Origin of the sequence: uncultured Allobosea sp. (assembly GCF_945957345.1) — a bacterium.
Taxonomy (GTDB): Bacteria; Pseudomonadota; Alphaproteobacteria; order Rhizobiales; family Beijerinckiaceae; genus Allobosea.
In genome coordinates, this window is record NZ_CAMFKW010000006.1 from 22,240 (window position 1) to 35,685 (window position 13,446).

Annotated in this window: 12 protein-coding genes; 3 read left to right on the forward strand and 9 right to left on the reverse strand. The window is 66.6% G+C overall.

Annotated features, from left to right (window positions below):
• Positions 1–5: 5 nt before the first annotated feature.
• Positions 6–719 (forward strand): NapC/NirT family cytochrome c, encoded by a 714-nt coding sequence (locus Q0Q36_RS04435; RefSeq protein WP_293795860.1) that lies wholly within the window; start codon positions 6–8, stop codon positions 717–719.
• Between the two features lie 72 nt (positions 720–791).
• On the opposite strand, the gene Q0Q36_RS04440 is transcribed toward Q0Q36_RS04435, so the two are convergent.
• The 9 genes from Q0Q36_RS04440 to Q0Q36_RS04480 form a co-directional block, all read right to left on the reverse strand.
• Positions 792–1,541, reverse strand: coding sequence for a 5'/3'-nucleotidase SurE (locus tag Q0Q36_RS04440; RefSeq protein WP_293795862.1), 750 nt, complete (start codon positions 1,539–1,541; stop codon positions 792–794).
• A 2-nt stretch (positions 1,542–1,543) separates the two neighbouring features.
• Entirely contained in the window at positions 1,544–2,689 is a 1,146-nt protein-coding gene (locus tag Q0Q36_RS04445; protein ID WP_293795864.1) for an MBL fold metallo-hydrolase, read from the reverse strand.
• Between the two features lie 10 nt (positions 2,690–2,699).
• The gene (locus Q0Q36_RS04450) at positions 2,700–3,791 is read right to left on the reverse strand and encodes an ABC transporter ATP-binding protein (protein WP_293795867.1); all 1,092 of its coding nucleotides are present in this window, start codon (positions 3,789–3,791) and stop codon (positions 2,700–2,702) included.
• Entirely contained in the window at positions 3,779–5,491 is a 1,713-nt protein-coding gene (locus Q0Q36_RS04455; RefSeq protein ID WP_293795869.1) for an iron ABC transporter permease, read from the reverse strand. The genes Q0Q36_RS04450 and Q0Q36_RS04455 overlap by 13 nt, the downstream gene beginning before the upstream one ends.
• A gap of 16 nt (positions 5,492–5,507) precedes the next feature.
• Positions 5,508–6,512, reverse strand: coding sequence for an ABC transporter substrate-binding protein (locus tag Q0Q36_RS04460; protein ID WP_293795871.1), 1,005 nt, complete (start codon positions 6,510–6,512; stop codon positions 5,508–5,510).
• A gap of 132 nt (positions 6,513–6,644) precedes the next feature.
• The gene (locus Q0Q36_RS04465; RefSeq protein ID WP_293795873.1) at positions 6,645–7,880 is read right to left on the reverse strand and encodes a dihydrolipoamide acetyltransferase family protein; all 1,236 of its coding nucleotides are present in this window, start codon (positions 7,878–7,880) and stop codon (positions 6,645–6,647) included.
• Entirely contained in the window at positions 7,880–8,902 is a 1,023-nt protein-coding gene (locus tag Q0Q36_RS04470; RefSeq protein WP_293795874.1) for an alpha-ketoacid dehydrogenase subunit beta, read from the reverse strand. The genes Q0Q36_RS04465 and Q0Q36_RS04470 overlap by 1 nt, the downstream gene beginning before the upstream one ends.
• Complete coding sequence (locus Q0Q36_RS04475) at positions 8,892–9,833, reverse strand: thiamine pyrophosphate-dependent dehydrogenase E1 component subunit alpha (protein ID WP_293796069.1); 942 nt, start codon at positions 9,831–9,833, stop codon at positions 8,892–8,894. The genes Q0Q36_RS04470 and Q0Q36_RS04475 overlap by 11 nt, the downstream gene beginning before the upstream one ends.
• Before the next feature lie 71 nt (positions 9,834–9,904).
• Positions 9,905–11,266 carry an SAF domain-containing protein gene (locus Q0Q36_RS04480; protein WP_293795876.1) on the reverse strand — a complete coding sequence of 454 codons (1,362 nt, stop codon included), beginning with the start codon at positions 11,264–11,266 and terminating at the stop codon, positions 9,905–9,907.
• Positions 11,267–11,420: 154 nt separating this feature from the next.
• Between Q0Q36_RS04480 and Q0Q36_RS04485 the strand changes: the two genes are divergently transcribed.
• Both Q0Q36_RS04485 and Q0Q36_RS04490 read left to right on the forward strand, forming a co-directional pair.
• On the forward strand, positions 11,421–12,437 hold the full coding sequence (locus Q0Q36_RS04485) for a sugar-binding transcriptional regulator (RefSeq protein WP_293795877.1): 1,017 nt from the start codon (positions 11,421–11,423) through the stop codon (positions 12,435–12,437).
• Between the two features lie 4 nt (positions 12,438–12,441).
• Positions 12,442–12,798 (forward strand): hypothetical protein, encoded by a 357-nt coding sequence (locus Q0Q36_RS04490; protein ID WP_293795879.1) that lies wholly within the window; start codon positions 12,442–12,444, stop codon positions 12,796–12,798.
• The last annotated feature ends 648 nt before the right edge of the window (positions 12,799–13,446 follow it).

A 13,446-nucleotide genomic window follows, 5' to 3' on the forward strand; every position in this document is an offset into this window, starting at 1 on the left:
GCATCATGGCCAGGCTCAAATCCCTCATTCTCTGGTGCTGGGGCGTCGTCGTCAGGTTCTGGCGCATCATCAGCCGACCGAGTGCCTATCTGCCGCTCGGCCTGCTGACGCTCGGCGGCTTCGTCGGCGGCGTGCTCTTCTGGGGCGGCTTCAACACGGCGCTGGAGATCACCAATACCGAGAAGTTCTGCACGTCCTGTCACGAGATGCGCGACAACGTCTATCAGGAGCTGCAATCGACGGTGCATTTCTCCAACCGCTCGGGCGTTCGCGCGACCTGCCCGGACTGCCACGTCCCGCATAACTGGACGGACAAGATCGCCCGCAAGATGCAGGCGTCGAAGGAAGTCTGGGGCAAGATCTTCGGCACGATCTCGACGCGCGAGAAGTTTCTCAACCACCGGCTGGAGCTCGCCAAGCACGAATGGTCGCGGCTGAAGGCGAACGACTCGCTGGAGTGCCGGAACTGCCATTCCGCGGTCGCGATGGATTTCACCAAGCAGACCCGCCGCGCCGCCGAAATCCACGGGCGCTTCCTGACCACAGGCGAGAAGACCTGCATCGACTGCCACAAGGGTATCGCCCATCTGCTGCCGGACATGAGGGGAATCGAACCCGGCTGGAAGGATGCGCCGGAGCTGCAGGGCAAGGGCAGCGCCTCCTGGCACGGGCCGGAGCGCGCGATGCGGACCTATCTGGCGGAGATCGAGACGCGGTGAGGGGAGATACCGGGAACCGTCTGAGAGCGGATACCGGTTTCGATGGCCGATCCAGGCCGGTGGTGAAACCGGCTAGGGTGCGGCATTGAGGTCCATGACAAAATTCTGAGGCAGCGGGGCTCCGTCGGACCAGCAATGGCGGACGATAGCGATGCGGCCTGCATCGATCAGGCTGTTCTCGTCGCCGGCCCTGTGGCTATGCGGTCGTCCGCGGCGGATGCGCCAGACGATACGATCGCCGTCTTCCGTCTTGATATCCGCAGCTCCAGCGATCTTGTCGCGGCCGATGGAGGCGAGTCCGGCTTCAGCCGGCAGCTCCCTGGGCAGGTTGACGCTGAGAAAGGCGCCTTCACGCACCCAGTCCTGGCGCTTGGCCCAGAGCCGCTCGATCAGCTTGGCCAGTGCAGCAACATCCTGCTCCTCGGACGTGCCGCCCTTGGTGCGTGAAAAGCCGATCGCCGGAATGTCCCAGAAGCTCGCCTCGCGCGCGATGGACAGCGTGCCGGAATAGGCGGCGTCCTCTGCGGCATTGCGCCCGTCATTGACGCCGGAGAGCACGAGGTCTGGCAGGCCGCCATGGCGGAAAAGCACCGTCATCGCCGCAACGACGCAATCGGCCGGCGTTCCGTCGAGCGCGTAGACCTGTTCCTCACGCCGTGTAAGCGTCAGATCGCGGTCGAAGGAGAGATGGTGGCTCGCCGCCGTCCATTTCCGTTCCGGCGCAACCACCCAGATGTCGGAGGCGACACGCGCAGCCGCGTGGCGCAGAAGGGCGATGCCGGGGGCGTCGATACCGTCATCGTTGGCGATCAGGATTCGCATGGTCAGATCTCGATGGTGTCGCCGGGCGTGAGGCCGATGACGAGCTTTGGAATATCGGCTGCGAGCATTGCGGCAGTCGCGGCATCACAGGAATGGGCGATGATGCGATCGGCGCCGCTTGCCGAGGCGAGCGTGACGTTCTCAGGCAATGTCGGATGGGTCGGGAAGCGCAGCCATTCGGCTTCGCCAGCGGCGAGCATGAGATCGGCCGGGCTGCCCTTGGGGATGCCGCCGGTCAGCAGGACCGGATGACGCTCACGGTGAGCCTGCGCGAGTGCGGCCTTGGAAGGCCCGGCGAGCCCCATGCCGTCATCGACGAGCAGCGCGGCCCGCGGCAGTGCCTGTCCTTCCTCCCAGAGCAGGGCCTCGGCAAATCGTGCCGAGAGGATATCGGCGGCGCCGGGCTTCAGCCAGGCTGCAGCCGAGATTTGTTGGGCCAGCGCTTCGCGCATCGCAGGATGGATCGCGATCGGCGTGTCGATCAGCCCGATCAGTTCAACGGAGCGGCCGGAGAGCGGCGTCGGCAGGACGGCGCCCTGCGGATGATCGGCGAGCCAGCGCTTGATAGCGGCGCCGCGCTCGGCGGCAGGGATGCGATCGGGGCCGTAGGAAGCATCGACCAGCAGCAGGTCGCAGGGCGGCAGCGCGTCCATGGCGAAGACGGGGCTCGCGGGTACGACATCGCCGCAATAGCTGAGGCTGCGTCCCCCTGCGCTCAGATGGCTCCAGATACCGCCGACGACATGACCGCTGCGGCCGGTGCGGATGGCGATCGAGCCGATGGCGAAATCCGCACCTGGCGCGACGATCTCGACGGGAGCCTGTCGAGCGAGGTCCCGCTCCTTCGGCGTGGCATAGGCGGCGAGCGTCGCGTCCGCCTCGGCAGCGGATTCGGCGGTCATCAGGATGCGGCCGGAAAAGCCGTTCGCAAGGCACCAGCCGAGCGCCGCGACATGGTCCTCATGGGCATGCGTGACGATGATCGCGTCGATGCGCTCGAGCTCCGCTCGCGTGATCGCCGGATAATAGGCTGTTCCGCGCGCGCTGGTATCGACGCCGACATCGAGGAGGAGCCGGGCCCCGCCATGCTCGACGCCGACGCAGGTCCGGCCCTTCTCGCCGATCCCGCCATGAATGCTCAGTCTCATGCCGCCGGTCTCACGCAGCCTTGTCCAGGGAGACGCTCTCCGGGATGACCCAACCGTCCTGGATCGCGATCCGGATCGCGTCACCGGGCTGCGCCGGGGCGGGCTCGGTGGCATCGAGATGCAGCAGCGCACCGCTCGCAGCGTTGGAGCGGGCCTCGAGCCTGTAGTGCCCGCCCTGATAGGACAGGCGCTCGACGGCAGCTTGAAGTCCCGGTTCACCAGCGTGTGCGATCCCGATATCGCGCGCGCGCAGGCACAGCCTGGCCTCATTCGTGACCGGCTGGTCCGGTCGGCAGCGCACGACGGCCTCGACGCCGAGCACGCGGACCTTGCAACGGCCGGCCTGTGGTGGGGAAAGGATTGCCGCCGGCAGCACCATGCCCTCGCCGATGAAGCCGGCGACTGTCGTGTTCGCGGGTTCGCGATAGAGGACCGAAGGCGTGGCAAGCTGGAGCAGGCGGCCGCGATCCATCACCGCGATGCGGTCGGCCAGCGCCATCGCCTCGGCTTGATCATGGGTGATGTAGACCATGGTCGTGCCGGTCCGCTCATGAAAGCGCGCGAACTCGTCCTCCATCGAGGCGCGCAGATGCACGTCGAGATTGGCGAGCGGTTCGTCCAGCAACACCAGCGAAGGCTCGGTCACGAGACAGCGGGCGAGCGCAACACGCTGGCGTTGGCCCCCCGACAACATGCCGGGCCGGCGCTCGGCAAAGCCGTTCAACCCGACGAGATCCAAGGCTGCGGCGACGCGGCGCGCCCGCTCCGGATCGCGTATGCCGGCGACGATCAGGCCGTAAGCGACATTCTCGGCGACGGTCATGTGCGGCCAGAGCGCATAGGACTGGAAGACGATCCCGAGCTTGCGATGCTCGGGTGGGACATGCCGATCCCGGGAGGAAACGAGCCGCTCGCCGATGCGGATGACACCGCCGTCGAGCTTGTCGAAGCCCGCAATCTGGCGCAGCAGCGTGGTCTTGCCACAGCCGGACGGCCCGAGAACCGCGAGGAACTCACCGTCCGCGACATCGATCGAAACGTCGTCCAGGGCGATGTAGGAGCCGAAGCGCTTTTGCGCCCGGTCGATGGTCAGTCGCGCCACGGCAGGACCCCCTGGGGCAATTTTTGAGCAAAAAGTGTCGTTGTTGCCATCAGGCCTACAGTGACGAGCACCGTGATGGTCGCCAGCGCCGAGGCGTAAGTGGAATCGCCGCCTTGCTCGAAGGAGAACACGACCACGCCGAGCGTTTCCGCTCCGGACGACCAGAGCAGCGCCGAAACCGTCAGTTCGTTGAAGGCGGTAAGGAAGATCAGGAGCGCGCCCGCAATCGCCGCCGGAGCGACCAGCGGAAAGATGATGGTGACGAGGCGGCGCGGCAGGCCTGCACCAGCGACCTGCGCGGCCTCCTCCAGCGTCCGATCGATTTGCAGATAGCCACTGATCACCGGCCTGAGGCCGAGCACGAGAAAGCGCGCGAGATAGGCGAAGACGATGATCCAGACCGTGTTGTAGAGCGAGACGCCGACCAGCGGCAGCGGCTTGAGGAAGAGCAGGATCGCCGCGATGGCGAGCACGACGCCGGGCATGGCGTAGGGCAGCTCGGCCGCGAGGTTGAGCAGGCGCAGCGCACGCGATTTCTTCCAGACGATGAAATACCCGAGCGGAATGCAGATCAGCACGATCAGGATCGCGGCGCCTGCCGACATCAGGAAGCTGTTGACGAAGGCACGCCTCGAGGCCGCGTGCTCGAACAGGACATAAGCGTAGTTCGCGAACGTGACGGTAGCAGCGTTGAGCGGGACGCCGAAAGCCGGGATCAGCGAGGTCGTCAGCAGGCCGAGCAGGGGCAGCGCGAGCACGAGGACGGCGAAGGTCCAGAGCAGGATCTCCACCGGCACCCGCCAGCGCCCGAGTTCGAAGGGGCGTGCGGCGCTCGAGGTTGTGGTGATGCGGAAGTCACGGCGGCGCATCATGAAGTCCTGCAGCAGGATGCCGACCATGGCGATGACGCCGATCAGCAGCGACAGGATCGCGACCTCGGAGAGCACGCCTGGGCCGAGACCCGCGAGGCGCTGGTAGATCAGCGTCGGCAGCACGAGAAAATTGCCGGGGATTCCGAGGAAGGCCGGGATGCCGAAATTGCCGAGGCAGGAAACGAAGCAGAGCGCGATGCCGGCGACCAGCGGCGGCGTCATCAGCGGCAGCACCACCGTGCGCAGCACCGTGAGCGGCCCCGCCCCGGCCGCAAGCCCTGCCTCGATCAGCTCTTTCGGCAAGGCGCGCAGGCCGGCGCGCAGGGTCAGGAAGACCAGTGGCGCATATTGCAGGCCAAGCAGCAGGATAATGCCTTCGCGCGTATAGAGCGGATTGCGGCTGCCGAGCGGCGGGGCCATGCCGATCAGCTTGAGCAGCGTGCTCGACGGGCCGAAGAGCTGGAGCCAGGCCAGCGCGGTGACCTGCGGCGCGATCATCAGCGGCAGGACGAAGCAGAAGGTGAAGGCGTTGCGGGCGCGAATGTCGGTCAACGTCGCCAGCAAGGCCACCGTTCCGCCGATCAGGACGGAGAGCACCGTCCCGGATATCGCGACGACCAAGCTGTTCCATGTGGCAGTCCACGTCGCGGAACTGCCCAGCGCCTTGCCGAGCGCGGTCGTAGACAATTGCCCGCCGGGCGCGAAGCCCTCGACGACAAGGCGCCCGATCGGCAGCAGGGAAAGCAGCGCGACGAGGCCGACCAGCCCCCAAAGGAGGCCCGCCTCCTCGACGCGCGTGCGCAGCGTCGCGGTGTCGACGAAGGACATGCGCACCTGGCTGGGCTCAGTTGCCGAACATGGTGGCGAAGCGGGCCTTGTCGGCCTCGGTCGCCTTGACCACGGCCGCGATGTCAGAGGCCATGACGTTGATCTTGGTGCCTTCCGGCAGCCAGGACGGCGAGCCGATGCTGGGCTTGGCCGGGATATAGCCCATCCAAAGCGCCAGCTTCTGCCCGGCATCGGAGAGAATGAAGTCGACGAAGGCCTTGGCGGCCGCCTCGTTCTTGGTCGACTTGATGATGGCGACGGGTTCGGTCACGGCCGGGGCGCCTTCCTTCGGGAAGACGAAATCGATCGGGGAGCCCTGCTTCTTGGCGTTGTAGGCCATGAAGTCGACGAGCACGCCATAGGCCTTCTCGCCGGTTGCAACGGATTTCAGGACCGCGCCATTGCCGCGCACGGCGACAGCCTCGTTGGCTTTCAAGCCTTCGAACAGCTTCCAGCCGAGGTCGGGGCGCGCCGTCATGGTCGAGAGCATGATCGCGGCCGCGCCGGAATAGAGCGGGCTCGGCATCGAGATCTGGCCCTTGTAGGAGGGCTTGTCGAGATCGGTCCAGGAGGTCGGCTTCTCCTTGGCTGCGGTGTTGTAGGCGATGCCCGTCGTGATCAGCTTCGAGCCGAAATAGGTCTTGTCGGCGTCGAAGGAGCCGGGCTGGAAGCCGTCCGTCTTGGCGCCGGGATAGGCGAGGAGCTGGTTCTGGCTCTTCAGGATTTCCATGCTGGCGGCATCGGCGATCAGGAGCACGTCGGCGCCGGGCTGGCCGGCCGAGATCTCGGCGGCCAGCTTGCCCATCACCTCGGTCGTGCCGGAGCGGAAGATGTCGATCTCGATATTGGGATAGGCCTTCTTGAAGGCTGCCGTGGTCTGGGCGGCGTCCTTCTCGGGCTGCGAGGTGTAGAGCACGAGCTTGCCCGAGGGCGCCTGGGCGTAAGCGGGTGCGGCGGCCAGCAGGGCGGCGGCCGTCATCATCAATCCGCGCCGGGCGAAGCGGCGGCGTGTCAGAGTCATGGTTTCGTCTCCTCCGTTGTCGCGATGTCGACCTTTACGCCAAATGCGCCGGTCGATCTTCGTGTCAGATCGTCATGTCGGATCATCTTTAGCCGATCGCCCGCGACGCGGTGCGACCGGCGGCATCTTCCTTCACAGAAGCAGCTCGGGGTTTTCAAGAGCCTCGCGCAGATCGGCCATGAAACGGGCCGCCGCGACGCCGTCGACGATGCGGTGATCCGAGGACAGCGTGAAGTTCGCCATCGGCCTGAGCACGATCTGGCCATCGCGCCCGACCGGCTTGTCGACGGTGCGGCCCACCGCGAGAATCGCGCCCTGCGGCGGATTGATGATCGCGGTGAACGAATCGACGCCGTACATGCCGAGATTGGAGATGGTGAAGGTGCCGCCGCCGAGCTCGGCCGGAGTCAGCGTGCGCTTCGCCATGCCCTCGCGCAACCGGGCGAATTCGCGGGTCATGGCCCGCATGTCCATCGCGCCCGCATCGCGCAGCACGGGCACGACGAGGTCGCCGTCGCGCTCCATGGCGATGCCGATATCGATCCGCTCGTGGAAACGGGTCGCCTCGCCCTCGGCCGAGGCATTGATGACCGGGTGGTCGCGCAGGATGCGCGCGGCGACGCGAGCGATCAGCACGGTCAGGCTGGGCTTGGGCGCACCGATGCGCTCGTGGCGCTTGGCGAGGCGGCCGAGCAGGTCGCGCGCGGCGCTCATTTCGATCTCGGAGGTGAGATAGAAATGCGGGGCGGTCCGCATGCTCTCGGAAAGCCGGTTCGCGACGATGCGGCGGATGGCGGAGAAGGGTTGCAGGCGGCCTTCGGGAACGCTGGCCGCAGGAGCCGGGGCGGAGCGGGCGTCCTGCGCCGGAGTGCAGCACGGCCGCTGTTCCAGATGGCGCTTCACATCCGCTTCACTGACGCGGCCGCGCGGGCCGGTACCGGTCACCGTCTTGAGATCGAGCGCGTTCTGGCGGGCGATGCGGCGAGCGAGGGGGGTCGCGCGCAGGCCTGACGAGGCCGGTGCGACCGCATTCACCGGAGCGGCCGAGGCCTCTGCTTTCGGAAGCGATGTGGCAGCCGCCACGGTAGCCGCAGCGGCTGCCGGCTCGGACGGTGCGGTGGCGGCCTCACCGTCGAGGTAGATCCATGCAACAGGAGTTCCGACCGAGATCGGCACGCCGGTCTGCGCCTTGATGTTCCGGATCGCGCCGCTGGCGGGCGCCTCGACCTCCATCACGGCCTTGTTGGTGCCGATCTCGAAGATCGTGTCGCCCTGGCGGACCTGATCGCCTTCCTTGACATGCCAGGCCTCGATCGTGCCCGTCTCCATGTCCATGTCGACCTTGGGAAGGATGACCTCGATGGGCATCAGGCTTCCCCGCGACGGACGAGATTGGTGGCGGCGGTGACGATGTCGTCCTCCTGCGGGACGGCCGCCTTCTCCAGCACCGGGTTGTAGGGGATCGGCGCATCGGCGCCGCCGAGCCGGATGATCGGCGCATCCAGGAAATCGAAGACCTCGCTCTCGGCGATCATCGCCGAAATCTCGGCGCCGATGCCCATGGTCTTCACGCCCTCGTAGACGACGAGCAGGCGATGCGTCTTGCGCACGCTCTCGGCGATGGTGGTGAAGTCGATCGGGCGGATCGAGCGCAGGTCGATCACCTCGGCCGAGATGCCGTCGCCGGCCAGGCGTTCGGCCGCGGCCTCGGCCTTGCGGGCCATGATCGAGGAGCCGACGATGGTCACATCCGTGCCCTCGCGGCGGATCGCGGCCTTGCCGATCGCGACGCGATAGGCCTCGGCCGGGACATGGCCCTTGGTCTTGTAGAGCAGCTTGTGCTCGAAGATCAGCACGGGGTTGGGGTCGTCGATCGCCGCGAGCAGCATGCCCTTGGCATCATGCGGCGTGCTCGGCTGAAGGACTTTCAGGCCCGGCACATGGGCGAACCAGGCTTCCAGGCTCTGGCTGTGCTGGGCGGCCGCACCTGTGCCCGAGCCGCCGGGCAGGCGCACCACCATCGGCACGCTCGCCTTGCCGCCGAACATGAAGCGGATCTTGGCCGCCTGGTTGACGAGCTGCTCCATCGCGAGCGTGACGAAATCCGAGAACTGGATCTCCAGCACCGGGCGCATGCCGGTGATCGCGGCGCCGACCGCGGCACCCGCAATGCCGAGCTCGCTGATCGGCGTATCGATCACGCGCTCCTTGCCGAAGCGGTAGACAAGGTCGCCGGAGACGCCGAAGGCGCCGCCATAGACGCCGACATCTTCGCCGAACAGGAAGACGCGGCTATCGGCCTCCATCGCCTGTCCGAGCGCCTCGCGCACGGCCTCGGCATAGGAAAGCTCGCGGATCTCGCTCACGGCTTCGAGCGTGTCAGAGGGCATAGACGTCACGGGTCAGGTCTTTCGGATCGGGGTCCGGGCAGGCGCGGGCGAATTCGACGGCGGCGTCGATGTCGCGCTGGGCGTCCTCTTCGAGCTTCATCAGCGCGGCCGCATCGAAGCGGTCATGCGCCTTGAGCTCGTCCTCGAGCCGCCGGATCGGGTCCTGGTTGCGCCATTCCTCGATCTCCTCCTTGGAGCGGTAGAGATTGCGGTCGCTCTTGGAATGGCCGCGCCAGCGATAGGTCTTGCACTCGATCAGCGAGGGACCCTCGCCGGAGCGGGCGCGGGCGATCGCGACCTTCGCCACGGCGGCGACGCCGGCGAGATCGTTGCCGTCGAGGCAATGGCCGGGCATGCCATAGGCCGCCGCGCGGTCGGCGACGTTCGGCACCGCCATGGCGCGGCCGATATCCATCGACATGCCGTATTTGTTGTTCTCGCAAACGAAGACGACCGGCAGCTTCCAGATCGAGGCCATGTTGAGCGCCTCGTGGAAGGCGCCTTCGTTCGAGGCGCCGTCGCCGAAGAAGACCATGCAGACGCGGCCGTTCTTCTGCGCCTTGATGCTCATCCCGACGCCGACCGCGATCGGCAGGCCGCCGCCGACGATGCCGTTGGCGCCGAGATTGCCGCCCTCGACATCGGCGATATGCATCGAGCCGCCGCGACCCTTGCAGTAGCCGGTCTCCTTGCCGAAGAACTCGGCGAACATCAGCTTGGGCTCTGCGCCGCGGGCGATGCAGTGGCCATGGCCGCGATGGGTCGAGAGGATGTAATCGTGGGCTTCGAGCGGCAGCGTCGTGCCGACGGCGCTGGCTTCCTGCCCGATCGAGAGATGCATCGTGCCGTGGATCAGGCCGCGCATGTAGCTCGCCTCGGCGGCCTCCTCGAACTTGCGGATCAGGTGCATGCGGGTCAGCGCCTGCGCCATTGTCGCGTCGTCCAGCGCAGCGAGTTCCGGCCGCTGGTTCGGCTTCTGGTCAGCGCTCATGGGTTCAGCGCTCATTCTTGGGCTCCGGAGGTCAGCGCGGCGATCATTGCGTCCTGGGCGCGGCGCACCTCGACGATCTTCAGCCGTTCGTCGGGCGTGGCGTCGGCCAGCGTGATGAGTTCGCCCTTGCGGACGGGCCGGGTCATGGTCGCGCCCTGGGCGAGGCCGATCGGCAGCGCCTTGCGCGCCTGCGCATCGGCGCGGGAGAGAGCGAAGCCGCGATAGCCGTATTCGCCGATGGCATCGAGCGTCTCGCCGATGGCGAGATCGCGCTTGGCGACGCAGCCGACCTCGGAAGTCGGCACCGGCAGCGGGCGCATATGGCTCTGGTTGAAGATCACGGCGGCAGCGGCCGAGAGCGGCACTTCCAGGCTCGTCAGGTGATAGGGCCGGAAGAAGGAATAGTACGGGCCGGGGCCGAGATGCAGGTCGCTCATCCGCTCGCGGACGCGGGGATGGCGCATCTCGGCGACGGCGAAGACGCCGGGCGCGACGCCCTTTGCCACCGAGAAATCGACCACCCCCTTTTGCGAGAGCAGGCCGCCCTCTTCCTGCGGGCAGAAATAGTTCTGCAACTCGTCCTTGGGCGCGGCCGGGCCGTGCATGCCCGGGATGTCGGGCACGAAGCCGCAGGCATTGGCGATGGCGACCATCTCGACCATCGTCTTCGAGCCGTCGACGAACTCGACGAGCATGCGGGGGTTCATGTTCCGGCGGGTAGCTTCCTCGACATAGTCGGCCGGGACGGCGTCGATGCGGAACGGGTTGTTCTTGCCCTTGCCGGCAGCGACGACGGGATAACCCATGGCGCGGACGAAATTGATCAGTTCCATTGCGGCGGCCGGCTCGTCGCCGGCACCGAGCGTGTAGACGACGCCGGCCTTGGCGGCCTCGACCGCGAGATAGGAGCCGATGGTGATGTCGGCCTCGACATTCATCATCACGATATGCTTGCGCGCGGCGATCGCGGTCAGCGCGACGCGCGAGCCGGCCTCGGGATTGCCGGTGGCGTCGATGATGACGTCGACATGGGACGAGCGGCAGATCAGGTCGAGCGAGGTCGTTGCGGCGATGCGCCCCTTGCGGCGGGCGGTGTCCAGCCCAGCCTCGTCGGTGACGTTGTCGACCTCGCCCTTTCGCCCTGCGAGTGCGGCGGCCTCCGCGACGCGGTCCGGCGCGATATCGGCGACGGCGGCGATCTCGATGCCGGTCATCTGGGAGATCTGGACGACGATGTCGGTGCCCATCTGGCCGGCGCCGATCAGGCCGACGCGGACCGGCTTGCCTGCCTTGCCACGCAGTTCGAGCGCTTCGGCCAATGACAGGCCGGCAGCGGGCGCCGCCAAAGGCGGTTGCGTCAGGATCGCGGCCATCTTTGTGGCATCTCCCTAAGGACATATGTTCTTTTGGTGGAACAAAAGATCGGATCTTTCGTTCTGTCAAGCGCGCATATGTTCAAGTCGGTTGCTTTTCCCGCTTCGATCCTGCGATGCTGCGAAAGAGGTTGTGCAGCTTGGCGGCGGAACGTTGGAAGACATCATCGAGCCCGGACATTTTCACCGCGAGGAACCGATCGCAGACGCCAAGGTCCGCGCGGCATGGCTCTATTATGTCGAGGGGTTGACGCAGGAGCAGATCGCCGAGGTGCTGGGCCTCAGCCGAATCAAGGTGGTGCGGATGCTGGCTGCGGCCCGCGCCGAGGGGCTGGTCAAGATTCGGATCGACGCGCGGTCCGCCCGGCAGGCCGGGCTGGAGCGCGGGCTTGTCACCCGGTTCGATCTCGACGAGGCGGTGGTGGTGCCCGCGACCCGCGATCCCGCCCATGTCTCGGCGATGGTCGGCTATGCGGCGGGACTGTGGCTCTCCGACAAGCTGACCGACGGGACGGCGCTGGCCGTCGGCTGGGGCCAGACGCTGCACCAGGCCCTACGCGGGATCCAGCCGCGCCAGCTGGAAAAGATGTCGGTGGTATCGCTGCTCGGCGGCCTGACCCATTCGCGCAGTATCAATCCCTCGGCGGTGGCGCGACGGGTTGCCGACATGTTCGGCGCCGATTGCTTCCAGCTCACCGCGCCGGTCTTTGTGTCCGATGCTGCACTCCGGGACGCGCTTTGGCGGGAGCCGCCGTTGCGCGAGCTGCTGGAGCGCGCGCGCGCCGCAGATATCGCGCTGGTCAGCGTCGGCGACCTTGTCGCCGACTCGACCCTGTTCCGGGAGGGGCTGCTACCCCAATCCGATCTGACGTCGCTGCAGAATGCCGGCGCCGTCGGCGATCTGGTCTGCCACTTCATCGACGCCGAGGGCGAACTGGTCGATCATCCCGTCAATCGACGGATCATGGCCGTGAGTCCCGCCGATCTCAAGGGGATCGCTCTGGTCGCGATTGCGGCGGGCGGTGCTCACAAGGAACAGGCGATCCGCGCCGCCCTGCTGGCGAGCAACGCCAGGGTTCTGATCACGGATGAAAGCGCTGCCGAAGCCCTCCTGGCCGAGAGCGCGTTCGCGCGCGGCGGGGAACGGCGGCTGCAAGCACAGGGGAGTTAGGAACATGGCCAATAATCTCGAACTGTTCGCCCGCAACTCGCTCCAGTTCCGCCCCTCGGACATCAGGCTGATGCTCGAGCGGGTGCATTCGCACCTCGTAAAGCCCCGGATGTCGTCGGAGGAACTGCTGGACGTCGTCAAAGGATTGGGCTTCGAGACGGTGGAAGCTTTCGGAGAGCACATCGGATTGGAGGCCCGGACTGCCGAGAGCTGGGCTCGCTACGGGCTGTCCCGGGACGCGGCGCAGTTGCTGCTCGCCCTTCTGAACTACCGCCACCGCCTGCTCGATGCGATGGACGATTTCGAAAAGACCACGCAGATTCCCCTGGACGGTTTCTTCGAGGCCCAGAAGCTACCCTGAGTTCTGAAAGATCGGCTCCGCTCATTCTGCTGGTGCCCCGCTCCGGACAGGCGGGGTGACGATGATCGCGGGCGAGGGCGCTGCCGATATCCAATCCACCAGGCCGGTAGCGTTGCGCCGTCGGTACCAGTGGTCAGCCAGGTGCGAACGGGGCGCGTTGCTCGCCTTCGGTTCGCAATTCCGGCATGCCTCGCCGGGCGTCACGCGCAATCGCCTCGCGGCCGTCGGATGCGCCGCCTCCGTGAACATGGTGCGCTGAACGCGGCCGCGACAAAGTGGCTCGTCTCCTGCGTCGGGCAGGCCGCCGGTCATGCCGGCTACGGCGCTCACTTGTCGATCGTCGTGAGGGCCCGACTCGAAGATGTCCGTGCGGCCGAGCCCGGTCGTCGTCGCCCGAGGCGCGCTGTAGCTCGTCTCGACTGCTACGTTATCGGGCTCGGCGCGCCAATACGGCCTGGATCCCGCAAATCCCTCCGATCGAAGCTATGCCGCCGGCGCTCGGCTCCGATCGCTGGAGGCGGGGACAGGCCCGGGATTCGAGCGATCTAGGGTCGCTTGCACCCGTGAGACATTTAGGTTGCGTTGATCACAATAAGTGCATACAGAATGGAATATAGATTGTATGCATTGAATGTTCACAATCAAGGC

What these genes read in the sequence shown, in the direction of transcription:
- Q0Q36_RS04445 (WP_293795864.1), bottom strand. Translation starts at nt 2,689, where the DNA reads ATGAGACTGAGCATTCATGGCGGGATCGGCGAGAAGGGCCGGACCTGC.
- Q0Q36_RS04470 (WP_293795874.1), bottom strand. Translation starts at nt 8,902, where the DNA reads ATGCCCTCTGACACGCTCGAAGCCGTGAGCGAGATCCGCGAGCTTTCC.
- Q0Q36_RS04455 (WP_293795869.1), bottom strand. Translation starts at nt 5,491, where the DNA reads ATGTCCTTCGTCGACACCGCGACGCTGCGCACGCGCGTCGAGGAGGCG.
- Q0Q36_RS04490 (WP_293795879.1), top strand. Translation starts at nt 12,442, where the DNA reads ATGGCCAATAATCTCGAACTGTTCGCCCGCAACTCGCTCCAGTTCCGC.
- Q0Q36_RS04465 (WP_293795873.1), bottom strand. Translation starts at nt 7,880, where the DNA reads ATGCCCATCGAGGTCATCCTTCCCAAGGTCGACATGGACATGGAGACG.
- Q0Q36_RS04460 (WP_293795871.1), bottom strand. Translation starts at nt 6,512, where the DNA reads ATGACTCTGACACGCCGCCGCTTCGCCCGGCGCGGATTGATGATGACG.
- Q0Q36_RS04480 (WP_293795876.1), bottom strand. Translation starts at nt 11,266, where the DNA reads ATGGCCGCGATCCTGACGCAACCGCCTTTGGCGGCGCCCGCTGCCGGC.
- Q0Q36_RS04440 (WP_293795862.1), bottom strand. Translation starts at nt 1,541, where the DNA reads ATGCGAATCCTGATCGCCAACGATGACGGTATCGACGCCCCCGGCATC.
- Q0Q36_RS04435 (WP_293795860.1), top strand. Translation starts at nt 6, where the DNA reads ATGGCCAGGCTCAAATCCCTCATTCTCTGGTGCTGGGGCGTCGTCGTC.
- Q0Q36_RS04475 (WP_293796069.1), bottom strand. Translation starts at nt 9,833, where the DNA reads ATGGCGCAGGCGCTGACCCGCATGCACCTGATCCGCAAGTTCGAGGAG.